This window comes from Kitasatospora sp. NPDC057512, from assembly GCF_042802135.1.
GTDB lineage: Bacteria > Actinomycetota > Actinomycetes > Streptomycetales > Streptomycetaceae > Kitasatospora.
The window spans coordinates 1-23,230 of the sequence record NZ_JBHVET010000017.1; the positions used below are offsets into that span (position 1 = coordinate 1).

The 23,230-nt window shown below is 73.0% G+C and carries 23 protein-coding genes; 9 read left to right on the top strand and 14 right to left on the bottom strand.

Going from position 1 to position 23,230, the window contains the following annotated elements; all coding sequences use genetic code 11:
* Positions 1-133: 133 nt before the first annotated feature.
* The 6 genes from ACFU6K_RS02595 to ACFU6K_RS02620 all read right to left on the bottom strand — a co-directional run bounded on the left by ACFU6K_RS02595 (position 134) and on the right by ACFU6K_RS02620 (position 6,236).
* On the bottom strand, positions 134-1,039 hold the full coding sequence (locus tag ACFU6K_RS02595) for an alpha/beta fold hydrolase (RefSeq protein WP_380660455.1): 906 nt from the start codon (positions 1,037-1,039) through the stop codon (positions 134-136).
* The gene (locus ACFU6K_RS02600; protein ID WP_380660483.1) at positions 1,036-2,163 is read right to left on the bottom strand and encodes a branched-chain amino acid ABC transporter permease; all 1,128 of its coding nucleotides are present in this window, start codon (positions 2,161-2,163) and stop codon (positions 1,036-1,038) included. Before ACFU6K_RS02600 ends, ACFU6K_RS02595 begins: the two co-directional genes overlap by 4 nt.
* Positions 2,164-2,372: 209 nt before the next feature.
* Positions 2,373-3,239: a branched-chain amino acid ABC transporter permease gene (locus ACFU6K_RS02605; RefSeq protein WP_074005092.1), complete on the bottom strand. Its 867-nt coding sequence runs from the start codon at positions 3,237-3,239 to the stop codon at positions 2,373-2,375.
* A complete protein-coding gene (locus tag ACFU6K_RS02610) occupies positions 3,239-4,006 on the bottom strand; it encodes an ABC transporter ATP-binding protein (RefSeq protein ID WP_380660456.1) in 768 nt (255 codons plus the stop codon). Before ACFU6K_RS02610 ends, ACFU6K_RS02605 begins: the two co-directional genes overlap by 1 nt.
* Before the next feature lie 119 nt (positions 4,007-4,125).
* The gene (locus ACFU6K_RS02615) at positions 4,126-4,866 is read right to left on the bottom strand and encodes an ABC transporter ATP-binding protein (RefSeq protein ID WP_380660457.1); all 741 of its coding nucleotides are present in this window, start codon (positions 4,864-4,866) and stop codon (positions 4,126-4,128) included.
* A gap of 98 nt (positions 4,867-4,964) precedes the next feature.
* Entirely contained in the window at positions 4,965-6,236 is a 1,272-nt protein-coding gene (locus ACFU6K_RS02620) for a substrate-binding domain-containing protein (protein WP_380660458.1), read from the bottom strand.
* A gap of 461 nt (positions 6,237-6,697) precedes the next feature.
* Between ACFU6K_RS02620 and ACFU6K_RS02625 the strand changes: the two genes are divergently transcribed.
* The 4 genes from ACFU6K_RS02625 (at position 6,698) to ACFU6K_RS02640 (ending at position 13,101) form a co-directional block, all read left to right on the top strand.
* Positions 6,698-7,459 carry a CoA transferase subunit A gene (locus ACFU6K_RS02625; protein WP_380660459.1) on the top strand — a complete coding sequence of 254 codons (762 nt, stop codon included), beginning with the start codon at positions 6,698-6,700 and terminating at the stop codon, positions 7,457-7,459.
* Between the two features lie 4 nt (positions 7,460-7,463).
* Positions 7,464-8,183 carry a 3-oxoacid CoA-transferase subunit B gene (locus ACFU6K_RS02630; RefSeq protein WP_380660460.1) on the top strand — a complete coding sequence of 240 codons (720 nt, stop codon included), beginning with the start codon at positions 7,464-7,466 and terminating at the stop codon, positions 8,181-8,183.
* 639 nt (positions 8,184-8,822) lie between these two features.
* Positions 8,823-11,012 (top strand): glycosyltransferase family 2 protein, encoded by a 2,190-nt coding sequence (locus tag ACFU6K_RS02635; protein ID WP_380660461.1) that lies wholly within the window; start codon positions 8,823-8,825, stop codon positions 11,010-11,012.
* A gap of 157 nt (positions 11,013-11,169) precedes the next feature.
* On the top strand, positions 11,170-13,101 hold the full coding sequence (locus ACFU6K_RS02640; RefSeq protein WP_380660462.1) for a galactose oxidase-like domain-containing protein: 1,932 nt from the start codon (positions 11,170-11,172) through the stop codon (positions 13,099-13,101).
* A gap of 58 nt (positions 13,102-13,159) precedes the next feature.
* Here ACFU6K_RS02640 and ACFU6K_RS02645 read toward each other — a convergent pair whose 3' ends face one another.
* From ACFU6K_RS02645 to ACFU6K_RS02660, 4 genes are all read right to left on the bottom strand, one after another.
* Entirely contained in the window at positions 13,160-14,266 is a 1,107-nt protein-coding gene (locus ACFU6K_RS02645; protein ID WP_380660463.1) for a glycoside hydrolase family 6 protein, read from the bottom strand.
* 179 nt (positions 14,267-14,445) lie between these two features.
* On the bottom strand, positions 14,446-15,174 hold the full coding sequence (locus ACFU6K_RS02650; RefSeq protein ID WP_234348220.1) for a uracil-DNA glycosylase: 729 nt from the start codon (positions 15,172-15,174) through the stop codon (positions 14,446-14,448).
* A 192-nt stretch (positions 15,175-15,366) separates the two neighbouring features.
* Entirely contained in the window at positions 15,367-16,146 is a 780-nt protein-coding gene (locus ACFU6K_RS02655; RefSeq protein ID WP_380660464.1) for an HAD-IIA family hydrolase, read from the bottom strand.
* Positions 16,147-16,315: 169 nt separating this feature from the next.
* Entirely contained in the window at positions 16,316-16,651 is a 336-nt protein-coding gene (locus ACFU6K_RS02660) for a cupin domain-containing protein (protein WP_380660466.1), read from the bottom strand.
* A 71-nt stretch (positions 16,652-16,722) separates the two neighbouring features.
* On the opposite strand from ACFU6K_RS02660, the gene ACFU6K_RS02665 reads away from it, so the two are divergent.
* The gene (locus tag ACFU6K_RS02665) at positions 16,723-17,676 is read left to right on the top strand and encodes a GlxA family transcriptional regulator (protein WP_380660467.1); all 954 of its coding nucleotides are present in this window, start codon (positions 16,723-16,725) and stop codon (positions 17,674-17,676) included.
* Between the two features lie 67 nt (positions 17,677-17,743).
* Here the strand turns inward: ACFU6K_RS02665 and ACFU6K_RS02670 are convergent, their stop codons facing one another.
* Both ACFU6K_RS02670 and ACFU6K_RS02675 read right to left on the bottom strand, forming a co-directional pair.
* Entirely contained in the window at positions 17,744-18,241 is a 498-nt protein-coding gene (locus ACFU6K_RS02670; protein WP_380660468.1) for a cupin domain-containing protein, read from the bottom strand.
* A gap of 48 nt (positions 18,242-18,289) precedes the next feature.
* Entirely contained in the window at positions 18,290-19,123 is an 834-nt protein-coding gene (locus ACFU6K_RS02675; protein ID WP_380660469.1) for an SDR family oxidoreductase, read from the bottom strand.
* A gap of 204 nt (positions 19,124-19,327) precedes the next feature.
* Here ACFU6K_RS02675 and ACFU6K_RS02680 point away from each other — a divergent pair, with 204 nt between their 5' ends.
* The gene (locus ACFU6K_RS02680) at positions 19,328-20,404 is read left to right on the top strand and encodes a Gfo/Idh/MocA family oxidoreductase (RefSeq protein WP_380660470.1); all 1,077 of its coding nucleotides are present in this window, start codon (positions 19,328-19,330) and stop codon (positions 20,402-20,404) included.
* A 78-nt stretch (positions 20,405-20,482) separates the two neighbouring features.
* Positions 20,483-21,082, top strand: a complete 600-nt coding sequence (locus ACFU6K_RS02685; RefSeq protein WP_380660471.1) for a hypothetical protein — start codon at positions 20,483-20,485, stop codon at positions 21,080-21,082.
* A 37-nt stretch (positions 21,083-21,119) separates the two neighbouring features.
* On the opposite strand, the gene ACFU6K_RS02690 is transcribed toward ACFU6K_RS02685, so the two are convergent.
* Together ACFU6K_RS02690 and ACFU6K_RS02695 are read right to left on the bottom strand one after the other, a co-directional pair.
* Positions 21,120-21,542 (bottom strand): type II toxin-antitoxin system VapC family toxin, encoded by a 423-nt coding sequence (locus ACFU6K_RS02690; protein WP_049649700.1) that lies wholly within the window; start codon positions 21,540-21,542, stop codon positions 21,120-21,122.
* On the bottom strand, positions 21,535-21,819 hold the full coding sequence (locus ACFU6K_RS02695; protein ID WP_049649701.1) for a type II toxin-antitoxin system Phd/YefM family antitoxin: 285 nt from the start codon (positions 21,817-21,819) through the stop codon (positions 21,535-21,537). The genes ACFU6K_RS02690 and ACFU6K_RS02695 overlap by 8 nt, the downstream gene beginning before the upstream one ends.
* Before the next feature lie 243 nt (positions 21,820-22,062).
* Here ACFU6K_RS02695 and ACFU6K_RS02700 point away from each other — a divergent pair, with 243 nt between their 5' ends.
* Together ACFU6K_RS02700 and ACFU6K_RS02705 are read left to right on the top strand one after the other, a co-directional pair.
* Positions 22,063-22,356 carry a DUF6412 domain-containing protein gene (locus ACFU6K_RS02700; RefSeq protein ID WP_380660472.1) on the top strand — a complete coding sequence of 98 codons (294 nt, stop codon included), beginning with the start codon at positions 22,063-22,065 and terminating at the stop codon, positions 22,354-22,356.
* A 125-nt stretch (positions 22,357-22,481) separates the two neighbouring features.
* Positions 22,482-23,216, top strand: a complete 735-nt coding sequence (locus ACFU6K_RS02705; protein ID WP_380660473.1) for a YidC/Oxa1 family membrane protein insertase — start codon at positions 22,482-22,484, stop codon at positions 23,214-23,216.
* The last annotated feature ends 14 nt before the right edge of the window (positions 23,217-23,230 follow it).

Consider the following 23,230-nt stretch of genomic DNA (forward strand, 5'->3'; position numbering starts at 1 on the left):
GGCCGGCGGGGGTTCGGTCCCCGCCGGCCGTCGGCGTTCCGGTCTGCGTCCTGATCGGTTCCCGGCCGACGTTCCGGTCTGCGTCCTGATCGGTTCCCGGTCTGCGTCCGGTCGGCGTTCCGGGGCGGACCGGCTACCCGGCGGTGAGGGCGTCCGCGAGCAGGATGCGGACGATGCGGTCCGCCCCGGCCTCGCCCCACAGGATCGAGTAGTGGTTGGTGTCCGGCACCGGCGAGGCGGGCACCCGCTCCGGGTCCAGCCCGGCCAGCCCGATCCGCTCGTGGTCGTAGAGGCCCTGCGGCTCGTCGAGCAGACCGCGCTCGGCCCAGATCAGGTCGGCCGGGCAGGGCAGCCGGTGCACGGCGGCGGCCGCGTCCTCGTCCAGCAGGACCTGGGCGCCGTCGGCCTGCACGGCCTCCAGTACGCAGGAGGAGCGCAGTTCGGGCTCCGCGCCGACCAGGTCGCGCTGGGTGTAGGCGTCGATCCCGTCGGTCCACTCGCCGGCGAAGGCGGGGTGCCCGCGCCAGAACTCCCGGTAGGCCTCCCGGTCCGGGAAGGTCGTGGACAGCCGGGCCAGCGCGGGGCCGAGCACCGCGGCCAGGGCGTCCTCCTCGCGGACGCCCTGCGGCAGCGGGAAGGTCACCGCCCCGTCGACCAGCAGGACGCGGCGGACCAGGGCGGGGTGCCGGACGGCGGCCAGGGCGGTGACCCAGGCCCCCATCGAGTGGCCGACCACCGTGACGGGCCCCGAGCCGAGCGCGCCGATCAGCGCGGCCACGTCGTCGGCGTGCCGGGCCAGGCCGTACGGTCCGGCGACCGAGCGGCTGGCGCCGCGGCCCCGCAGGTCGGGCGCGAGCAGGGTGACCCGCCCGGCGAGCCGGCGGGCGACCTCGTACCAGGCGAGGCCGTTGGCGGTGATGCCGTGCACCGCCACGACCGTCGGCGCCTGCGGGTCCTCGGCGGGCCAGCGCAGGACCGCCAGGTCCCCGCCGGGCACGGGGACGGTCAACTCCTCGGGCTTCAGCGGCGACTGGCTCACGCGGGGGTACCTCCGGTGGGGTGGGCGGTTCCGAGGCCGGCCGGCGCCGGGGCGTGACGGCCGGAGCGGGCGGATCGGATGCGGGCAGGCAGTCTAGCCAGGCCGCCGGGCAGCAGGTAGACCACGGCGACGAACAGGGCGCCCAGCAGGAACAGGGGTTGGGAGAGCGGCACGCGCAGCACCGCCGGGAGGTCGGCGACGGTCGACGAATTGGCGAGGTCGCCGAGCCGGTGGCTCGCCCAGGTGTAGAGGACGCCGCCGAGCAGCGGCCCCCAGCGGGTGCCGGAGCCGCCGAGGACGACCATGACCAGGAGCGCGAGCGTGGCGTCCGAGGTGGCGGCCTGGGGGGTGGCGCCACCGGTCAGCAGCAGGTAGACCACCCCGCCCAGTCCGGCGAGGCCGCCGGCCAGCACGAAGGCGACCAACTTGTAGCCGTACGGCCGCAGTCCGAGCACCTCGACCCGGCGCTCGTTCTCCTTGATGCCCTCCCAGACCCGGCCGATCGGGGACTTGACGGCCCAGTGGACCGCGGCGACCGTCAGCACCAGGTAACCGACGGCGATCCAGTAGAGGTTGGCGGTGTTCTCGATCCCGAGCAGGCCGGAGGGCAGCAGGTCGGCTGGGGCGGACCGGCCCTCCTCGCCGCCGGTGACGCCACCGGGGTTGCGCTGGACGAGGATCGAGCCGGCCTGGGCGAAGGCGAGGGTGACCATGGAGAAGCCGATGCCGGTGACGCGCAGGCTGACCGAGCCGAGCAGCAGGGCCAGCAGGACGGAGCAGGAGACGCCGAACACCGCGGCGGCGGCGAACGGCAGTTGCAGCTCCAGCATGCCGAGGTCGGTGGCGTAGAGGCCGGTCGCGAAGTAGAGCGCGTGGCCGAAGGAGAGCAGTCCGGTCCGGCCGAGCAGGAGGTCGTAACCGGTCGCGAGCCCGCCGTAGAGGAGGCACAGGGCGAGCAGTTGGAGGCTTCCCGGGCTGCCGAGCGGGCCGTCGAGCAGTCCCGGGACGGGAAGCGCACTGTATGGGGCGACAAGGAGCGTGATCAGCAGAGCGATCGGCCACCAGCGTAGCGCTCTGTGCACACCAGTCCAGCGATTAGTGACTGGATCACCCGTTCGAGGGATGGCGCCGGACCCGGCCCTGTGTTCACAATGGGTCTCGGCAAGGCCGGTGTCAGTCCCCCTTGCCACAGTGGCGGTGTCGGTGGAGCTGGTGTCAGTCCCCTCTGTCGGCATGGTGGTCACGGCAGGGCTGGTGTCAGTCCCCCCTGCCGGAGCGGCGGCGCTGCGGCCGGCCGCGGGGCCACCGGTGCTCGTGATCGGTGTTTCGGCGCTCACGCGAGCCTCCCGGTGAGTCCACGGGGTCGGACGAGAAGCAGCACGGCGAGCAGGACGACGACCGAGAGGTCGCCGAGCCCGGCGCCGGTGTAGTAGTTGGCGAACTGCTGGACGAGGCCGACACCCACCGAGGCGACGGCGGCTCCGGTCACGGAGCCCATGCCGCCCATCACCACGACGACGAAGGCGAAGATGAGCAGGCCGGTCCCCTGGCCGGGATTAACCGAACCGAAGTAGAGGCCACCGAGGGCGCCACCGAGTGCGGCGGCCGCCCCGCCGAGGGCGAAGACGAGGGTGAACGCCTTCCGGACGTCGATGCCGAGCGCCGTGACCATCGCCCGGTCCTCGACGCCGGCCCGGACGATCAACCCGTAGCGGGTGCGGGCGAGGAACAACCGAAGAGCGAGCAGCAGCAGGGCGGCGGCGGCCACCAGCACGAAGCGGTTCACCGGGACGGTCGCACCGAGCACGTGCCAGGTGCCGGACAGCAGCTCCGGCTGGGGGAAGGGGCGGGAGTCCGCGCCCCAGATACCCATCAGCAGGGCGGGTACGGCGAGCCCGACCCCGACGGTGGCAAGGATCTGGTCGCGCGGGCGGCTGTAGAGCGGCCGGATCAGGAAGAGCTCCAACAGGACGGCGGCGGCCGTTCCGACCAGGGTGCCGAACGGCACCGCGAGCCAGAAGGAGAGACCGGCCTCGGCACCGGCCCACCAGGTGGCGTAGGCGCCGATCGAGAGCAGGGCGCCGTGCGCGAAGTTGAGCACGTCCATCAGACCGAAGATCAGCGACAGACCGGAGGCGACCAGGAAGTACAGCGCACCGAGACCGAGTCCGGTACAGAAAAGGAGGACGACAGTGTCCATCAGGGCTTCACCTCGGCGGTGACGACAGGGGCGGCCGGGGAGGCCTGGGCGGCGGCGGGCCGGGGCCCGCCGGCGAGCGGGTGACGGGAGCCGACGCCGAGCAGGCGGCGGGCGGCCTCCTCGTCGGCCAACAGCTCGGCGGTGTCTCCGCGGTGGGCGGTACGGCCGTCGGCCAGGACGGCGCAGGTACCGGCCAGCCGGCGGACGAGGGCGAGGTTCTGCTCGACCAGGAGGACGGGCACGGCCTCGGCCGCACGCGCCAGCACCTCGGCCACCTCGGCGACGATCTTCGGGGCCAGGCCCTTGGTGGGCTCGTCGGCGATGATCAACCGGTTGCGGTTGAGCAGCGTCCGGCCGATCGCCACCATCTGCTGCTGGCCGCCGGAGAGCGTCCCGGCCAATTGCCCGGCCCGCTGCTTGAGTTCGGGGAAGAGCTCGTGGACGAGTGCGTAGTTCGGCTCACCGGCCTCGCCCCCGCTCCCGGCGGCGCGCTCGGCGAGGCGGAGGTTCTCGGCGACCGTGAGGCCGGCGAAGATCCCCCGATCCTCGGGCGCGTAGCCGATGCCATGACGAACGACCAGATGCGTGGGAAGGGAGGAGAGTTCGGAGCCGGAGAGCCGGATGCTTCCGGTGCGCGGCACCAGGCCCATGACGGCCTTGACGGTGGTGGTCTTCCCGGCGCCGTTGCGGCCCAGGAGCGCGGTCACCCCGACGGGGGCCACGTCGAAGTCGACGCCGTGCAGGATGTGCAGCCCGTCGATGACCACCCGCAGATCGCGGACGGAGAGGAGGGGTTCGGCAGCGGACGACGGCGCAGACGCGGACGACGGAGAGGAGGCGGAGTGCGCCGCAGGAGCGGGGCGCTGAGCGGAGAACGGAGAGGAGGTCACAACGCCTCACCCAGGTAGGCCTGTTGCACGGTCGGGTCGGCCATCACGGCCTCGGGGGTGTCCAGGGCGAGCAGCGTGCCGTGGTGCATCACCGCGAGCCGGTCGGCGAGGCCGAGCAGGACGTCCATGTGGTGCTCGACCATCAGGACGGTCCGGCCCAGGTCGCGGTGCACGGAACGGATCAGTTCGGTGAGGGCGGGCACCTCCTCCGCGCTGACTCCGGCCATCGGCTCGTCCAGCAGGATCAGCCGGGGCTCCGAGACCAGCAGGACGGCCAGCTCCAGCTTGCGCTTCTCCCCGTGCGAGAGCGCACTGGCCAGGGTGTCCGCGCGGTGGGAGAGATCGGTGCGTTCCAGGGTGTCGGCCAGCTGCTGCTCGTAGCGGTCGGCGCGGCGCCAGAGCCGGTACGAGGCGCGCGGCCCGGCCGCCGCCTGGGCGGCCAGGCGGACATGGTCGGCGACCGTCATCCCCGGCCAGAGGGAGGAGGTCTGGAAGGTGCGGCCGAGCCCGCGGCGGGCCCTGGCGTGCACCGTCTCGGCGGTGATGTCCGCGCCGTCGAGGTGGAGGCTGCCGTGGGTCGCCGGGTAGATGCCCGAGATCAGGTTGAAGAGGGAGGTCTTGCCGGCGCCGTTGGGCCCGATGAAGGCGATGAACTCGCCTTCGCCGACCGAGAAGGAGACGTCCTCGACGATCGGCACGCCGCGGACGGCCCAACCGAGCCCGTCCAGACGCAGCACCGGAGAGGAGGACGCGGAGGACCGCGCGGACGAGGTGGACGCGGCGGAGGCAGCCGAGGAGGCGGAAGGAGTCGACGTGGTGCGGGCGGGCATCGGGATCAGCCCGCCATCGGGGTGACCGGGGGTGCCGCCTCGTCCGCGGTCAGGGTCTTCTCCACCGAGGGCTTGGCGGCGGCACCGCTGCCGGTCAGCCGCGCCTGGAACATCGGCTGGAGCAGGGCGTGGTCCTCGGCGCGGACCGTGGTCTTCCCCTTCACCCCGTCGAAGCTCCAGCCCTCCAGGGCCTTGACCAGGGCCGAGGTGTCGTCGGCGGAACCGTGGTTGGACTCGACGGCGTGCACGATCATCTGGGCGGCGGTGAAGCCGTCCGGGGTGAAGATGTCCGTCTTCCCTCCGGCGGCGGTGACGGCATCGGTCATGGCCTTCTCCACCGGGGTGCCGGCGGCGCCGTCGAAGTAGTGGTTCAGGAAGGAGATCTTCTCGGCGGCCGGGCCGAACAGCGGGTAGGAGGCGGCCAGGTCGAGGCCGGTCACGACCTTGGTGTCGGCGAACACGTCCTGCTGGTTGAGCGCGGTCCACAGGGCCGAGGCGGTGTCGCCGGCCCAGGCGACGAACAGCAGGTCGGGCTTGGCGGTCTTGGCCTGGGTGGCGAAGGGGGTGAGGTCGGTGGCGCTCGGCGGGGCGAGCACCTGGTCGACCGTCGCGCCCTCGGCGCCGAGCAGCGCCTTCACGGCGGCCACGTTGGCCTGGCCGAAGGCGTTGTCCTGGGCGAGCACGGTGACCTTCTTGCCCTTCGCGTCACCGATGAACGAGGCCGCGGTCTTGATGTCCTGGTAGGACTGGCGGCCGGAACGGAAGGTGTACTTGTTCAGGCCGGTGGCCTTGTCGGCGGCGGCCGGGCCGCTGATGAAGAGCACCTTGTTCTGGGCGGCGATCGGGCCGACCTGGAGGGCCACACCGGAGGCGGTGGAACCGGCCAGCACCTTGTAGCCCTTGCCGATCAGGTCCTTGGCGGCGGACACCGCCTTGGCCGGGTCGCCGGCGTCGTCCTGCTCCTCGAACTCGATCTTGTGTCCGTCGACCGCGCCGGTGCCCTTGGTCGCGTAGCTCAGGCCGGCCTTGAACCCCTCCAGGTACTGCTTGCCGTAGGCGGCCAGCGGCCCGGTCTTGGAGTACACCAGGCCGACCTTGATCGGTCCCTTCGATCCACCGTCCGCCGCGCTCGTCCCGGCCGTACCGGCCTTGGCGCAGCCCGAGGCCAGCAGGACGCAGGCCGCGAGGGCGGCGAGCTTCCGGGCCGGGCCACCGGTCAGGGAGTCGCCCAGGCGAGCGCCGGAGGCGGTCCTGGAGGGGTTTGTCGAGCTGCGCATGGTGACCGACTCCTGAAGTGCGGCGGGTGGATGCGGGAACCGTAGGTGTGCGGTGAGAACGGCGACATGTGCCCGGTCGACGTATCAGCCGGTCGGGATGTGGCTCCAGCCGACATACCGTCGGCCCGCCGCCGCCCCCCGGGCGCCCGGGTGTGGCCCACCGACACGGCTCCGCGCCCACCCATGGGGCTGGCCGCCATGGCTGCGCCCACCCCTGCCCGGTGACGGTGGAGGGGCGCGGAGCCCGTCCGGCGGCAGCCAACCCCAGCGGCGTGCCCGACCCGGTCCGGCCCAGGCAGGACCCCAGCCCGGCCTGGTACGACCACGGGCTCCGCGCGGTGGCCGAGCCCGCCGGCCGCCCCTCCCACCTGCCCCGCCCGCCCCGCCGCTCACCGCTCACCGCCCGTTCCCCCCTCTTCCACCCCCGCACCCCTCCACCCACTCCCTTACGAGGTGACCCCTTGGACAAGGTCCTGGACTCCCCCGCCGACGCCGTCGGGGACGTTCCCGACGGCGCGGTGCTGGCCGTCGGCGGCTTCGGCCTCTGCGGCATCCCCAGCACGCTGATCGGCGCCCTGGTGGACTCCGGTGCCACCGGACTGCGGGTGGTCTCGAACAACTGCGGGGTGGACGACTGGGGGCTGGGCCTGCTGCTGCGGGCGGGCCGGATCGCCCGGATGACCTCCTCGTACGTCGGGGAGAACAAGGAGTTCGCCCGGCAGTACCTCTCCGGCGAGTTGGAGGTGGAGCTGACCCCGCAGGGCACGCTGGCCGAGCGGCTCCGGGCGGGCGGCGCCGGCATCCCGGCGTTCTTCACCCCGGCCGGGGTCGGCACCCAGGTCGAGGAGGGCGGGCTGCCCTGGCGCTACGCGGCCGACGGCTCGGTGGCCCTGGCCTCCCCGCCGAAGGAGGTCCGGGAGTTCGGCGGCCGTCGCTACCTGCTGGAGGAGGCGATCACGGCCGACTTCGCGCTGGTCCGGGCCGAGGTGGCGGACCGGCACGGCAACTGCGTGTTCCACGCCGCCGCCCGGAACTTCAACCCGCTCTGCGCGGCGGCGGGCCGGATCACCCTGGTGGAGGCGGACCGGATCGTCGAACCGGGCGAGCTCCCTCCGGACGCGGTGCACCTGCCCGGGGTGTACGTCGACCGGGTGGTGGCCGCCGCCCCCGAGGACCGCCGCATCGAGCGCCGGACCGTCCGCCCCGCACTCCAGGAGGCCTGACCCGATGCCCACCGAGACCGCAGTCCGCGCCGCCGCCACCGCCCCCGCCACCGGAACCCCTGCCGCCCCCATCACGGCCACCGCCCCCGCCCTCGACCCGCGCAACGCCCTGGCCGCCCGCGCGGCCCGCGAGTTGCGCGACGGCCAGTACGTGAACCTGGGCATCGGCCTGCCGACCCTGATCCCCAACCACCTCCCGCCGGGCGTCGAGGTGGTGCTCCACTCCGAGAACGGCGTCCTCGGCGTCGGCCCGTACCCGGAGGAGGGTGCTGAGCACGCCGACCTGATCAACGCCGGGAAGGAGACGGTGACGGTCTCCCCCGGCGCCTCGTACTTCGACTCCGCCTTCTCCTTCGGCATGATCCGGGCCGGGCGGATCGACGTCTCGGTGCTCGGCGCGATGCAGGTGTCGGCCGCCGGGGACCTCGCCAACTGGATGATCCCCGGCAAGATGGTCAAGGGCATGGGCGGCGCGATGGACCTGGTGCACGGGGCCCGCCGGCTGATCGTGGTGATGGAGCACACCGCCCGGGACGGCTCGCCGAAGATCGTCGAGGAACTGTCACTTCCCGCGACCGGACGGGGAGTTGTAGACCGGATCGTCACCGACCTCGCGGTGGTCGACGTGACCCCGGAGGGGCTGCGGGTGGCGGAGACGGCGCCGGGCGTGGACTTCGCCGAGGTCCAGGCCGTGACCGGCGCCCCCCTGCTGCCCCCGCTCTGAGCAGCCCAGCACCGTACGGACGGCCGGATCGCCCCGAGCGGCGGTCCGGCCGTTCCGCTGCCCCCACGACCACACGACACGGCCGCACGACACGGACACACCACAGCGCCCCCGCGAACGGCTCCCAGGGCAACTCCGCAACAGCCCTCCGCCACCGCCGAGTTCCACGGATCGCCCGGAGCGGAGCGAATTCACCGCATTAGCACCAACGCCCGCCGGATCGGCCGGAAACCGTGGCATCTTCATGCCTGGGCGACGGCGATCTCCCGGACTGGTTGCGATCACCGTTGCGCTCAGGGAGAGTTGAGGCGGCCAAGGATCCCGACGCACCCGGAGGGGAAGCTGGAAAGTGCATCGGGATCCCGGATTCGAGGCCGCCGTACCGACGCACAACCGAACCGGTCGCACACGCCGAATCTGCCGGACGGCCCGGGAACTGCCTGAGAACCGCAGTTCGCCGGGCCTCGTTCCAGCCGATTCCGGCTGTTCCCAGCTGTTTCCAGCTGATTCCGGCCGGTTCCATCCTGTTCCACCCGGACGGCTCCGAGTCGAGGCAGACCCACGCAAGAGCCGAGCGAGCCGAGTGAACCGAGTGAACCGAGCGAGCCGCGCAAGGCGCGAACTCCGGGGGGAGCAGCTATGACCACGCCGCCGTTCTCACGACGCAAGGGCGTCGGAACGGCCCACGGGCGAGGCGCCGGGGAGTTGGACGAGGCCGCCCTGCGCGCCCTTCCCATACCCGAAGCCCCTTACGACTACGGCCACTTCAGCCGTCTCGCGGGCCCGGCGTACGACCCGGACGAGGACGACGACCTCGGCGGCGGCGTCTACTGGCCCGAACCGGTCGCACCGCCCCCGCCCTCCCACGGCGGACCGCACGACCCCACCGCAGACAGCTCCGCCCCGTATGACCCCGCCACGACGGCGGCCCCGTACGAGCCCACCCCACCAGCCACCCCGCACGCCCCCGCCCCACCGGCGGCCCCGTACGAGCCGCCCCCCGCGGCCCCCTACCGCGTCCGCTACCGCAGCCTGCTGCGCCGCGAGCCGCACCGGATCCGCGCCGCGCTGCTGCTGATGGCGGCCCCCGTGGTGGAGGCGGTGCTGCTGGTCTGGCTGCTGCTGCCGGAGCACTGGCCCGAGCGGCTGGACGAGACGAACTCCCTGGTGCTGCTCGGCGACAAGGTGATGATCGGCATCATCGCCGTCGTCGAGGTGTTCCGGCTGGTCAACGTGGTCTCCAACACCCACGCCACGCTGGTCGCCCGCGACCCGGTCCCGGTGACGCCGGAGCCCGGCACCCGGGTCGCCTTCCTCACCACCTGCGTGCCGGGCAAGGAGCCGCCGGAGATGGTCCGGGCCACGCTGACGGCGGCGCGGGCCGTCCGGCACAACGGACCGTACGACGTCTGGTTGTTGGACGAGGGAAACGATCCTGCAATGCGGGCGCTCTGCGCCGAGCTGGGCGTGCGCCACTTCACCCGCGCCGGCCGGCCGCACTGGAACCGACCGAAGGGCCGGTTCCGCGCCGGGACCAAGCACGGCAACTACAACGCGTGGCTCCAGGCCCACGGCGACGACTACGAGTTCTGGGTGTCCGTGGACACCGACCACGTTCCGCTGCCGGACTTCTGCGAGCGGATGCTCGGCTACTTCCGCGACCCCGACGTGGCATTCGTGGTCGGCCCCCAGGTGTACGGGAACTACCGCAGCTCGGGATCGGCCGTCACCAAATTCTCCGAGAGCCAGCAGTACCTCTTCCACGCCCTCATCCAACGCGCCGGAAACCGTTACGGCGCGCCCATGTTCGTGGGCACCAACAACGCCGTCAGAATCAGTGCGCTCCAGTCGATCGGCGGGTTGTACGACTCCATCACCGAGGACATGGCGACCGGTCTGGAGTTCCACCGGAGCCGGAACCCGGAGACCGGAGAACGCTGGAAGTCCGTGTACACCCCGGACGTGCTCGCGGTCGGCGAAGGCCCGTCCTCCTGGACCGACTTCTTCTCCCAGCAACTGCGCTGGAGCCGCGGCACCTACGAGACCCTGTTCACCCAGTACTGGCGGGTGCTGTGGCGGCTGTCGCCCGGTCGGCTGCTCAACTACTCGCTGATGGTGGGCTTCTACCCGATGGCGGCGCTCACCTGGCTGCTCGGCGGCCTGTCCAGCGTGCTCTACCTGGGCTTCGGCGCCTCCGGCGTGCACGTCTCCTCGGAGATCTGGATGATGCTCTACAGCGACGCCGCCGCGCTCCAACTGCTGCTCTACACCTGGAACCGCAAGCACAACGTGAGCCCGCACGAGCCGGCCGGCTCCTCCGGGGTCGCCGGCATGGTGATGTCGGCGCTCTGCGGTCCGGTCTACGCGGCCTCGCTGCTCCAGGCGCTGGTCCGCCGCCGCAGCCGCTTCGTGGTGACGCCCAAGGGCAGCTCGGCCAGCACCGACCGGCTCGGCACCTTCCGCTTCCACCTGTTCTGGACGCTGGTGTTCGGCGGCGCGATCGCCGCCTCCTACGTCACCGGCTACGACCACGCCGCGATGCGCGCCTGGGCCTGGATCGCCCTGCTGCTCACCCTCCTGCCGCTCCTGATCAGCGCCGGAGACGCCGTACGCCGCCGCCGGACCCGCCCGACCGCCACCCTCACCGTCACCGGCGACCCGACGGCGGCCCCGCGGGTCGTCCTGGAGAAGCGCCGCCCGCGCCACGCCCGCGACCCCCGAGCAGCCCGGACCGCCCGGACCGCCGGGCCGGCACAGCCCGCACCTCCCGCCCCCCGACCCGGACGGACCTCACCCGACCACGCCGGCCGCGGCACACCCTCCCACTGACCAGCACGTCGCCTGACCAGCACCACCCACCGAACAGCACCATCGCCCGACCAGCACCACCCACCGAACAGCACCGCCCACCACACAGCACCACCCACCGAACAGAGCCGCCCACCGACCAGAGAGCCCCGACCGCCTCCCGAGGGGAGCACCCACCGTGAAGATCCACAAGGCCGGCCGCACCAAGCGCCTCGCCCTCGGCAGCACCGTCGCGCTGACCGTCGCCGGGATGAACGCGCCGGCCGTCCTCGGCTTCGCCTCCGAGCAGTACCACCACTACGTGATCAACCGCCCCGAGTACAAGGCGCAGTACGGCCACTGGCAGACCCTGTCGCTGCCCACCGAGTTCCGGGTCAACGCCGTCCACGCGACCCTGCTGCGCACCGGCAAGGTCCTGATCGTGGCCGGTTCCGGCAACGACGAGAAGCAGTTCAACGCGGGCACCTTCAAGAGCCTGCTCTGGGACCCGGCCGGGAACACCTACAAGCTGGTCCCCACCCCGGCCGACATGTTCTGCGGCGGCCACACCTCGCTGCCGGACGGCCGCGTCCTGGTGGCGGGCGGCACCCAGCGCTACGAGAAGCTGGCCGGCGCCGTGAAGAAGGCCGCCGGCATCATGCGGGTGCGCAACGAGAGCCCCGAGCGCGACCGGACCTTCCCCAAGGGCACCGTCTTCGTCTCCCCGAACGGCCACGAGTACGCCAGCACCGCCGCCGTGACGGTCCCGGCCGCGACCAAGACCGGCTCCGGCAAGCAGACCGTGGTCACCGCCGGCGAGCAGCACGTGTACGTGGAGGCGGTCGGCCCGGGCCGGGACTACGTCTCCGACTCCCCCGCCCAGTACCGGATCAAGGGCCTGAGCGGCACCGACGCCCACAACCTGTACGGGCAGAACGAGAAGCTGACCCTGGACAAGCAGGAGTACCAGGGCATCCGCTCCGCCTTCGAGTTCAACCCGGACACCGAGCTGTACGAGCCGGTCACCGACATGGCCCACGCCCGCTGGTACCCGACGCTGACCGGGCTGGGCGACGGCCGGGTGGTCACCGTCTCCGGGCTGGACGACACCGGGGAGATCCTCAACGGCAACGACAACGAGATCTACGACCCGAAGACCAAGTCCTGGTCCAAGGGCCCCGACCACTACTTCCCGACCTACCCGGCGGTCTTCCTGACCGCCTCCGGCAAGCTCTTCTACTCCGGTTCCAACGGCGGCTACGGCCCCGGCGACAAGGGTCGCGAGCCCGGCGTGTGGGACCTGTCGAGCGGGGCCTTCCAGCCCGTCCCCGGCCTGCGCGACCCCGGCCTCACCGAGACCTCCTCCTCGGTGCTGCTGCCGCCCGCGCAGGCGCAGAAGGTGATGGTGCTCGGCGGCGGCGGTGTCGGGGAGTCGCCGCTGTCCACGGCCCGCACCGACATCGCGGACCTCTCCTCCGCCGCTCCCGCCTTCACCCCGGGCCCGGACCTGCCGGCCGGCGGCACCCGCTACCTCAACAGCGTGATCCTCCCGGACGACACCGTCTTCACCACCGGCGGCTCCAGCGGCTACCGCGGCCGCGGCGACAGCGACCTGCTCAAGGCGCAGGTGTACCACCCGGACACCAACGGCTTCACCACCGCCGCCGAGCCGACCGTCGGCCGCAACTACCACTCCGAGGCGCTGCTGCTGCCGGACGGCCGGGTCGCCGTGCTGGGCTCCAACCCGCTCTTCGCGGACAAGGCCGAGACCCAGCCGGGCGGCTTCGAGCAGCGCATCGAGATCTACACCCCGCCGTACCTGTACCACGGCGACCGTCCGGAGGTCGGCGCCGTTCCGCAGGCGGCCCGGCTGGGCGGCACGCTCGCCGTCGGGACGGCGCGCCCGGAGGCGGTCGCCACCGCCAAGCTGATCCGGCCGAGTTCGGTCACCCACGTGACGGACGTCGAGCAGCGCTCGGTGGCCCTGGACGTCGCCGGACGGACGGCGGACGGCGTCTCGCTCACCCTGCCCGCGAACCCCGACCTGCTGCCGCCGGGCTGGTACATGCTCTTCCTGACGGACAGCGCCGGCACCCCGTCGGTCGCCCGCTGGATCCAGATCACCGCGTAGACCGCGCACCGTGCGAACCGCACGACGCACCAGGTCCCGGGGCCCGGCGCGGGCGGCCTCAGCGCGCCGCCTGCGCCAGCCCGAGCGCGTACGGCAGCCAGAACTCGCCCGCCCGGGGCTCGCCCCGGCCGCAGTCGCCGTCCGACTCCCCCGGGTTCTTGATCCACAGGTAGGCGTCCACCCCGGGCCGGCCGGTCTCGGTGGTCGGCCGCTCTCCGAGCGCGCGCCCGGGCGGGTTGCACCAGGCGGCGCCGCCCAGCGCCCCGTTGCCGCTGCGGCTGGTGTCGATGACGAAGTTCTTCCCGCCCAGGGCCGCGGAGAGCCTGGCGCCGTACGCCGCGTTCCGCTCGGTGTCGTAGAAGTTGGCGACGTTCACGGCGAAGCCGTCGGCCGCCGCGATGCCCGACTTGCGCAGGGCGGTGGCCATCTCCTCCGGGTCCTGCGCCCAGCCGGGGTTGCCCGCGTCCAGGTAGACCCGCGTGTTCGGGTTCTTCTTCAACTCCTGGACGGCGAAGGCCAGCAGACCGTACCGTTCGGCGGCCAGGTCGCCCTTGACCCCGCAGGTGTCCAGGGTGTGCGCGACGGCGTCCGGCTCCAGCACCACCCAGGCCCTGCGGTCGCCGAGGGCCTGGGCGACACCGGTGATCCAGGCCCGGTAGGAGGCCGCGTCGGGGGCGCCGCCGGCCGAGTACTGGCCGCAGTCGCGGTGCGGGATGTCGTACGCGACGAAGACCGCCGTCCGGCCCGCCTCGGCGGCCCGCCGGCTCACCTGCTCGGCGATCGCCTGGGCGCCCTGCTCGCCGAGCCACTGCGAGGAGGGCTGACCGGCGATCCGCAGCAGCGCGTCGGCCTCCACCGTCCGGCCCTGGCCGCGCAGCGCGGTCACCTGCTGGGCGGCGTTGGTGCGGTCGGAGACGTAGAAGGCCTGCCCGGGCAGTTGGGCGAAGCCCGCACCGGCACCCGCACCCGCGCTCGCACCCGCACCCGCGGCGGAGGACACGGACCCGGCTCCCGGCTTCCCGCCGTCCGAACCGGTGCAGCCGGACCCGGCCGCCAGCACCACCCCGGCCAGCAGCGCCCCGACGGCGCCCCGCAACGTCCCTGTCCGCCCCAGCCCGTGCACGTACCGCCCCTCCCCGGCACCGGTCCGGCGACCGGTCGGCACCAGCTAAGCACACCCGCCACCGGCCGACGGCCACCGGCGGTGAACGCCAAGTGGCCGTGGACGGACGGGAGATCGAACCCGCCGAACCACGGCCACCGACGGCCACCGGCGGCCACCGGCGGCTGCCGACGCCCGCCGACCGGTACCCAGGAACGCCCGCAGGCGCTCCGGGCGGAGGCTCAGGCCTCCTTCAGGTTCGGCACCTGCCAGTCGATCGCCTCGGCGCCGAAGGAGTCCAGCGCGGCGTTGATCTGCGAGAACGGACGGCTGCCGAAGAACAGCTTCGCCGACAGCGGCGACGGGTGCGCCCCCTGCACCACCACGTGCTTGGCGGTGTCGATCAGCGGCAGCTTCTTCTTCGCGTAGTTGCCCCACAGCACGAAGACCACCGGCTCGTCGCGGTCGCTCACCGCCTTGATCACCGCGTCGGTGAACTTCTCCCAGCCCTTCGCCTTGTGCGAGTTGGCCTCGTGCGCGCGGACTGTGAGCACCGCGTTGAGCAGCAGCACGCCCTGCTCGGCCCAGTGCATCAGGTAGCCGTTGTCCGGGGCGGGGACGCCCAGGTCGGCGTCCAGCTCCTTGAAGATGTTGCGCAGCGACGGCGGCGTCTTGGTGCCCGGCAGCACCGAGAAGCTCATGCCGTGGGCCTGGCCGTTGTCGTGGTAAGGGTCCTGGCCCAGCACGAGCACCCGGACCTTGTCGTACGGGGTGGCCTCCAGCGCGGCGAACTCCTGGCCGCTCGGCGGGAACACCTCGTGCTCCGCGCGCTGGGCCGCCACGAAGGCCGCCAGCTCGGCGAAGTACGGCTTCTCCGTCTCGGCGCCCAGCACCCCGCGCCAGGACTCGGGCAGTTCCAGCCCGCCGCCCTCGCCGGCCTCGACCACGCCCGCCTCGACCGTGTCCGTCACGACATCAACCTCCCACACCGCGGCTGTTGCGCCGCACGCCCTCTTTCACCCCGAACGCTACACAGCCCCACCGACAACGACCGCCTCCCCGCAGGCGCGTAGCGGCTCCTCCCCGCGGACACGAAGCGGCCCCGCCCCGGCGACCTGCCGGAACGGGGCCCACGACGAAAGCGCAGGGGGAGAACGCGGAGGTCAGACCAGCTCGACCAGGTCCGCGACCGACTGGACCACGCGGGTCGGCCGGTACGGGAAGCGCTCCACGTCGGAGGCGGAGGTCAGCCCGGTGAGCACCAGGATGGTCTCCATGCCGGCCTCCATGCCCGCGACGATGTCGGTGTCCATCCGGTCGCCGATCATCACCGCCGTCTCGGAGTGGGCGCCGGCGGTGTTCAGCGCCTCGCGCATCATCAGCGGGTTGGGCTTGCCGACGAAGTACGGCTCGACCCCGGTCGCCTTGGTGATCAGGGCCGCGACCGAGCCGGTGGCCGGCAGCACGCCCTCGGTGGAGGGGCCGGTCTCGTCCGGGTTGGTGCAGATGAACCGGGCGCCCTGGTTGATCAGGCGGATCGCCTTGGTGAGCGCCTCGAAGGAGTAGGTGCGGGTCTCGCCGAGCACCACGTAGTCGGGGTTGTTGTCGGTCAGCACGTAACCGGCCTGGTAGAGCGCGGTGGTGAGCCCGGCCTCGCCGATCACGTACGCGGTGCCCCCGGGGCGCTGGCCCGCGAGGAACTTGGCCGTCGCCAGGGCGGAGGTCCAGATGCACTCCTCGGGCACCTCCAGCCCCATGCCGGCCAGCCGGGCGCTGAGGTCGCGCGGGGTGTAGATGGAGTTGTTGGTGAGGACCAGGAAGGGCTTGCCGGACTCCCGCAGCTTGCGCAGGAACTCCTCCGCCCCGGGGATCGGCGTGCCCTCGTGGATGAGGACCCCGTCCATGTCGGTCAGCCAGGACTCGATGGGCTTGCGCTCTGCCACGTAGGTGTCTCCTCGGTCTTGCACAGGTCTGAACGTTCTCGCACGTGCCCAGACCGGACACCCTCGGCCGGTCGGGCGCCACAGGCTGCCCCAACTCCGACCAGCGTAGTCGCCCGTCGCCGCGCCCGACCCACCTGCCCGCGCGGCCGGGAGGGACCTACCGGGCGGGTCAGCGGGGCAGCACGGTGATCCCGAGCATCCGCGCGCCGGTCTCGGTCCGGGGCCGGTGGCGGCTGCCCGGCGCGAACACCACGTACGTGCCGGGCCCGTGGCGCTCCTCCCCCTCGATCACCTCACCGCTCAGCACGAAGTAGCGCTCCTCGGTGGCGTGTACGTCGACCTCCGGCCACTCGCTCCCCGGCGCGAAGTCGATCAGCCAGCCCCCGGCGTACTCGGTCCTCGGCAGCCTGCGGCGCACGATCCCGGGCACGACCTCGACGGGTTCGACCTCCTCGACCTGAACGGTGGTCTTCAGTAGTGCCGTAGCTCCATTGGTCTCGCTCATGGAGCCACTGTGCGGCAGGTCGGCGGCCGGCTTCGAGAGTCCGGAAAGACATCCATGGATATATTCCTGCCATGAGCCGTCACCGAGTGGTCGCCCTGCTGAACCAGCCGCAGTCGCCCTTCGAACTCGCCTGCGCCAGCGAGGTCTTCGGCACCGTCCGCGCAGGGGTGCCGGTGCGCTACGACTTCCGGGTGTGCACCGAGCACCCCGGGCCCGTACCGACCACCGTCGGGTACTCGATGCTCGTCGACGCCGGGCTGGCCGCCCTGAAGGAGGCGGACACCGTGATCGTCCCGGGCTGGCAGCCGCCGGGCGGCCCGGTGTCGCCGGCCGTCCTGGCCGCGGTCCGGGGCGCGCACCAGCGCGGGGCCAGGATCATCGCCATCTGCACCGGCGCGTTCCTGCTGGCCCGGTCCGGACTGCTCGACGGCCGCCGCGCCACCACCCACTGGTGCCGCACCGACCAGCTCGCCGCCGACTTCCCCGATGTCGAGGTCGACCCGGACGTGCTGTACGTGGACCACGGCGACGTGGCGACCAGCGCCGGGGCCGGTGCCGGCATCGACCTCTGCCTGCACCTCGTCCGCTCCGACCACGGCGCGGCCTACGCCGCTCAGATCGCCCGGAGCATGGTTCTGCCGCCGCACCGGGAGGGCAGTCAACTCCAGTACGCCGTGCAGCCCGCCCACGCCAGGACGGACGAGTCGCTGGCCCCCCTGCTGGAATGGGCCTCCTCCCGACTCGGCACCCGCCTGACCCTCGACCGGCTCGCCGAGCACGCCGGGCTGTCCAGCCGCACTCTCGCCCGACGCTTCACCCGGCAACTCGGCACCAGCCCCGGCCAGTGGCTGCTCCGTCAACGCGTCGAGGCGGCACGGGTCCTGCTGGAGCAGACCGACCTGCCGGTGGAGGCCATCGCCACCCGGGTCGGCCTCGCCTCCGCGGTCAACCTGCGCCACCGCTTCCGGGCGGCCGTCGGCACCACCCCCGGCGCGTACCGACGCGCCTTCGGCGAGGCTCGGTAGGAGGTGCCCGCCGGATCGACCCGAAGCGGAGCCGTGGGCCGATGCCGGGTCCACCCGACCGGCGCCGTCATCCGCGCGCGGCGTCCCAGACGGCGCTGGTCCCGAAGTAGGAGTCGTACAGCTCCTGAACCTCAAGGAGACTCTCCGGCGGCACCTCGCCGTAGCGGATGCGCTCAAGGTGGCGGAAGTACTCGAAGCGCTCCACCCCGGGCGTGATGATGACGAGCATGTCCGCGATCTCGCCGGGCGCTGCCGCGAAGGCGTGCTGCATGCCCGGCGGTACGACCACCACGTCCCCGCGCTCCGCGGTGACCACCTGATCGCCGGACAGCAGCTGGGCGGTGCCGTCCAGGACGTAGAACATCTCGGCGGACTTGCCGTGGTGGTGCGGGCGGGCGCCGTCGGCTCCCCTGCCGAGGGTGACGCGCATGCTGGAGAGCGCCCCGCCCGTGGCGGGGCTGTCCACCAGTAGCCGGTTGGTCACCGGGCCGCCCTCGCCTATCAGTTCGGCGTCGGCGGAACGTACGACGACGGTGTCGTCGAAGTCGGGGATGAAGAGGGACACTGGTTTTCTCCTGACTGTCGATCATGCCGAACGTACTGGGGACAGGGCTCAGCGGAACATGTGGGCATGCTCCGCGGCCCACTGCCGGAACGGCCTGCCCGGGGAGCCGGTGACTTGCGAAACCGTGTCGCGCACTGCCAGTAGCTCGTCATTGACGTCTCCGCCCGTCACATCGAGCACCGCATCCGCGGCCTCCTCCCCGAAGACCGCGGCCATCCGAGCACGAGCCTCCCGTCGGCTGATCTCGATGAAGGGCACGTCCCGCCCGAGTGCTGCCGCGATGGCCTCGACCTGCTGCCGGGCCGTCACCGGCTCCGGACCGGTCAGGGCATACGTCCGCCCCCGGTGGCCGGGCTCGGTCAGCGCGACCCGCGCCACTGCCGCGATGTCCGCGGGGTGGATCGTGGGCAGCCCGGTGCCCGCGTACGGCGCGCGGACCGCCTCACGGTCGCGGATCGACGCCGCCCACATCAGGGCGTTCGAGGCGAACTGCGTCGGCCGAAGGATCGTCCAGTCCATGCCGCTGTCCTTGAGCAGCCGCTCGACCGCCAGGTTCTCGCCGGCGGGGCCCAGGTGCGGATGGGTCTGGACGGTGATGGACGACACCAGCACCACGTGCTCGACATCCGCCCGCCGGGCTGCCGCGAGGGTGTCCGCGTCCGGGCCCATGCGCGACACGAGGAACAGCGAGCGCACCCCGTCCAGAGCGGGCTTCAACGACTCCGGCAGCGCGAAGTCACCCTCAACGGCCTCGACCTCCTCGGGGAACGTCGCCCGCGAGGCGTCACGGGTGAGCCCTCTCAGCGGCCCCGCACCGCGTGCGTGCAACTCCCTCAGCAGGGCGCTGCCGATGTTCCCGGTGGCTCCGGTCACGAGGATCATGAGCGCGTTTCTCCCATCGTCGGATGATCAACCCGAGTTCACGCTAAAAGCTCAATCGCACTTGAGGTCAAGAGGTCCGGGGCAGCCGCCGGTCGGTGACCCACTGGCGGCCCACCGGTGGCCCACCGGCGGTCGTCCGACGGCTGTCCGGCCGCCGCCCACCGAAACCGGGAGCAACCGGGCGCCTCGTGATTGAGTGGGCGCATGAACACGCAGACGACTCCCGGTCCGTTCCGCGTCGGCCTGATCGGCTACGGCCTGGCCGGCTCCGCGTTCCACGCGCCGCTGATCGCCACCACGCCGGGGCTGCGACTGGACGCCGTGGTCACCGCCAACCCCGACCGGCGCGCCCAGCTGGCGCACGAGCACCCCGGCGCCCGCGCCGTGGACACGCCCGAGCAGCTGCTCGCCGACCCGGACGCGCTGGACCTGGTCGTCATCGCCTCGCCCAACCGCACCCACGCCCCGCTCGCCCGCGCCGCCCTGCGGGCCGGCCTGGCCACCGTGGTGGACAAGCCGCTGGCCGGCACCGCCGCCCAGGCGCTGGAGCTGTGCCGGCTCGCCGAGGAGCGGGGCGTGCTGCTCTCGGTCTTCCACAACCGGCGCTGGGACGGCGACTTCCTCACCGCGAGCCGACTGGTGCGCGGTGGCGCGCTCGGCCGGGTGCACCGCTTCGAGTCCCGCTTCGAGCGCTTCCGCCCCAAGCCCAAGCCGGGCTGGCGGGAGCTGGCCGACCCGGCCGAGGTCGGCGGCACCCTGTACGACCTGGGCAGCCACCTCGTCGACCAGGCGCTCACCCTGTTCGGGCCGGTCGAGACGGTGTACGCGGAGATCGACGTGCGGCGCGACGGCGCGGTGGTGGACGACGACGCGTTCCTCGCCCTCACCCACACCAGCGGCACCCGCTCGCACCTGTGGACCAGCGCCATCACCCCGCTGATCGGCCCCCGGCTGCGGGTGCTCGGCGACACCGCCGGCTACGTCAAGCCCGGCATGGACCCGCAGGAGGCCGACCTGCGGGCGGGCCTGCGCCCGGACGGCACCCGCCCCTGGGGCGCCGACCAGCCCGCGCACTACGGCACCCTCGGCACCGACGAGTCGGCGATCCAGCTGCCGACCGACCCGGGCGACTACCCCGCCTTCTACGCGGGCATCGCCGCCGCCCTGGCCACCCCGGGCACCCCGCCGCCGGTCGACCCGCGCGACGCGGTGGCCGCCCTGGCCGTCCTGGAGGCCGCCCGCACCTCCGCCGCCACCGGGACGGCGGTCCGCCCGGGCTGACGCGCCCCTTGCGGGCCCGCCGCTGACGTGCCGGGCCCGCCGCCGACGCACCCGGGACGGCACTTCTAAGATCATTAGATGAACAGTCAGCGGGGGCGGCAGACCGACGACGAGGAGCGCCTCCGGCGCCAGTGGGAATGGTCCGCCGAGCAGAAGAAGCGCGAGAAGGCCTGGTCCGAGGAGTTCGAGCAGCGCCAGAAGACCCGGGAGGCCGAGGACCGCGCGCTCCAGGAGAGCCAGTCGACCACGAGGGAGCGGACGGCCTGGGCCCGCGGCGAGCGGGACGGGTCGATCGGCTACGTCGACGTGACCGGGCCCGACCGCCGCCCCGTACGGATCGCGGTGGTGTGGCTCGGTCGCCTCGGGGCCACGCACAGGCCCCTGCACGCCTACGACCCCATGCGGCACGTCGACGGCGGCGGAGGTGGCGAGGGGGTCCTCCTGCTCGTCCCCATCGCCGCCCTCCTGGGCCTGAACTTCGGACTCCGCTGGCTGGTCCTCGCCCTGCTCCGCCGCCCGCGCTGGGCCGTCGCCGCCAAGGCGGGCGGCAACCGGGGCAGGCGCGGGGGCAACACCGTCCTGCTGCGCACCCGGAACCGGGCGGAGGCCCTGAAGTACGCGGCCGCCCTGGCCGACCGGGTCGAGCGGGACGGGGCCGCCGCCCTCGGCGCCCCGTGACCGTCACTCCCCCCCGGCCCAGGAGACCGCCCGGCCCTCACACCCCGATGACCTCCACCGCGGAGCCCAGCCCCCGGAAGTCCGCCACGTTGCGGGTGTACAGCGGCAGCCCGTGGGCCGAGGCGACCGCGGCGATCATCAGGTCGATCCGGCGCGGGCGCGGCTGCCGTCCGGCGGCGATGGTGAGGGTGACCAGCGTCCCGTAGCGGGCGGCGGCGGCCGCGTCGAAGGGCAGCGGGTCGAAGTCCGCCATCGCCGCGCCCAGGACCTCCAGCCGGGCGGCCCGGCTGGCCGGGTCGCGGGCCATCGACACGCCCTGCTGGAGCTCGGCGAAGGTGATCGCGGTCAGCTCGGGCACGGCCGGCAGGTCGGAGGGGCTGAGCAGCGCGAGGTCGATGTAGACGCAGGTGTCCAGCACCCCGGCCGGCCGTCGCCGGGGTGCTCTGCGGCGCTCAGCCACGCCGCCGCTCGAACGGGTCGTCGCCGTCGTCCCCCACCAGCTCCTCGGGGCCGAAGTCCTCCTCGGCCTCCTTGCGCATCTGCTGGTAGTCCACGCGCGGCAGCTTCACGTGCCGGGCCACCAGCTCCTCCGCCGTGAGCCGCCGACGCCCGGGCACCGGCCGCAGCTCCGCGACCTCGACCCCGTTCCTGGTGATGTGGAACGTCTCCCCCGCCTCCACCGCGTCCATCACGGCGGCGGAGTTGTTCCGGAACTCCCGCTGGGTAATCGTCTTCACCTCTCCACGGTAGCCCCGTGTAGCCCCGTCGGCTACACCCTGGACGGGCCCTCTTCAGCCGGACCTGGAGCGGGACCTTCGGACACGAACGGAATCGGGCGGAACCAGGTGCGGAACCAGGTTCGGAACCAGGCGGGGGCACCGCGGGGGGCTTCCCCGCCGGAGACGGGAACCCGGGGGCCCGTAGGATCGTCCTGCTGGTACGTCAGGAAGCCGAGGGGACACCGGGAGGGGGAGCGCGTCGTGACCGTTGTGGCGATGCTGCTGGGCCTGCTCCGGGTGCTGACCGGGGAGCTGGTGGCCGACAGCGGGACGCTGGCCTCGGCGGCCGCCGTCGCGGCCGTGGCACTGGTGGCCGGGGCGGTCGCCGGGGCGCTGGCCGGGGCGCGGCTCCTGGGGGCGCGGGCGCCCGCGGCGGTGCGCAGCGGGGTGCTGCGGCGTCGGGCGTTCGGTACGGCGTTCCTTCCGCAGCGTGATCCGGACGCCCGGGGCAGGCGACGCCCCAGGGCGCCGGGAGCGGCCCCGGCGGCCGCGTAGTTCCGTCCGACGTCCTCACCGGACGTCCTCACCGGACCTTCTTCCAGACGTCCTTCACTGACGTTCTTCGTGGCCGTCCTCCGCTGATCACTCATGTCCTGAGACCCCGGAGGGCTCGCTCCACCATGTCCGTACTCGCTGTTCTCGACCCTGCCGTCGCCCTGGCGCACGCCGTCGTCGCCGCCGTCGCCCACCTGGTGCCGACCGCGTTGGCCATCGTCCTGTTCACCGTCGCCGTCCGGTTGGCGCTGCACCCGCTGGCGCGGGCGGCGGCGCGCGGGGAGAAGGCCAGGGCGCGGCTGGCGCCGAAGGTCGCCGCGCTGCAGCGGAAGCACAAGGACCGCCCGGAGCGGCTGCGCGAGGCGCTGGCCGAGATGTACCGGAAGGAGCAGGTGTCGCCGTTCGCGGGGTGCCTGCCGGTGCTGGTGCAGATTCCGTTCTTCTCGGTGATGTACCGCCTGTTCACCACTCCGAACGACCTGCTGGACCACACCCTGTTCGGGGTGCCGCTGGGTCTGCACGTCACGGGCGCGCACGGCGCCGGGCAGTGGGCGGTGTTCGGGGTGCTGTTCGCCGGGCTGGCGGCGGTCGGGGTCGTCAACTTCCGCCGGGCCCGGCGCACGGCCGCGGCAGCGGCGGCAACGGCGGCTGCGGCGGCACCAGCGGCTGCGGCCCGGCCCGCCCCGCAGCCGGGGGCGGGCCTGCTGCCGTACCTGTCGTTCGGGTCGGTGCTGTTCGCGGCGCTGGTCCCGGTGGCCGCCGTGCTCTACCTGCTGACGGCCGGCGTCTGGTCGGCCGCCGAGCGGGCCTGGCTGTACCGGGACGGGACGCCGGTGTCGGCGGCCGCGATGATGGGCTGACGGCCCGAAGAGAC

Coding starts and splice junctions, on each gene's coding strand:
- ACFU6K_RS02605 (WP_074005092.1), bottom strand. CDS start 3,239: ATGGACACTGTCGTCCTCCTTTTCTGTACCGGACTCGGTCTCGGTGCG.
- ACFU6K_RS02620 (WP_380660458.1), bottom strand. CDS start 6,236: ATGCGCAGCTCGACAAACCCCTCCAGGACCGCCTCCGGCGCTCGCCTG.
- ACFU6K_RS02630 (WP_380660460.1), top strand. CDS start 7,464: ATGCCCACCGAGACCGCAGTCCGCGCCGCCGCCACCGCCCCCGCCACC.
- ACFU6K_RS02635 (WP_380660461.1), top strand. CDS start 8,823: ATGACCACGCCGCCGTTCTCACGACGCAAGGGCGTCGGAACGGCCCAC.
- ACFU6K_RS02660 (WP_380660466.1), bottom strand. CDS start 16,651: ATGAGCGAGACCAATGGAGCTACGGCACTACTGAAGACCACCGTTCAG.
- ACFU6K_RS02665 (WP_380660467.1), top strand. CDS start 16,723: ATGAGCCGTCACCGAGTGGTCGCCCTGCTGAACCAGCCGCAGTCGCCC.
- ACFU6K_RS02675 (WP_380660469.1), bottom strand. CDS start 19,123: ATGATCCTCGTGACCGGAGCCACCGGGAACATCGGCAGCGCCCTGCTG.
- ACFU6K_RS02680 (WP_380660470.1), top strand. CDS start 19,328: ATGAACACGCAGACGACTCCCGGTCCGTTCCGCGTCGGCCTGATCGGC.
- ACFU6K_RS02685 (WP_380660471.1), top strand. CDS start 20,483: ATGAACAGTCAGCGGGGGCGGCAGACCGACGACGAGGAGCGCCTCCGG.
- ACFU6K_RS02705 (WP_380660473.1), top strand. CDS start 22,482: ATGTCCGTACTCGCTGTTCTCGACCCTGCCGTCGCCCTGGCGCACGCC.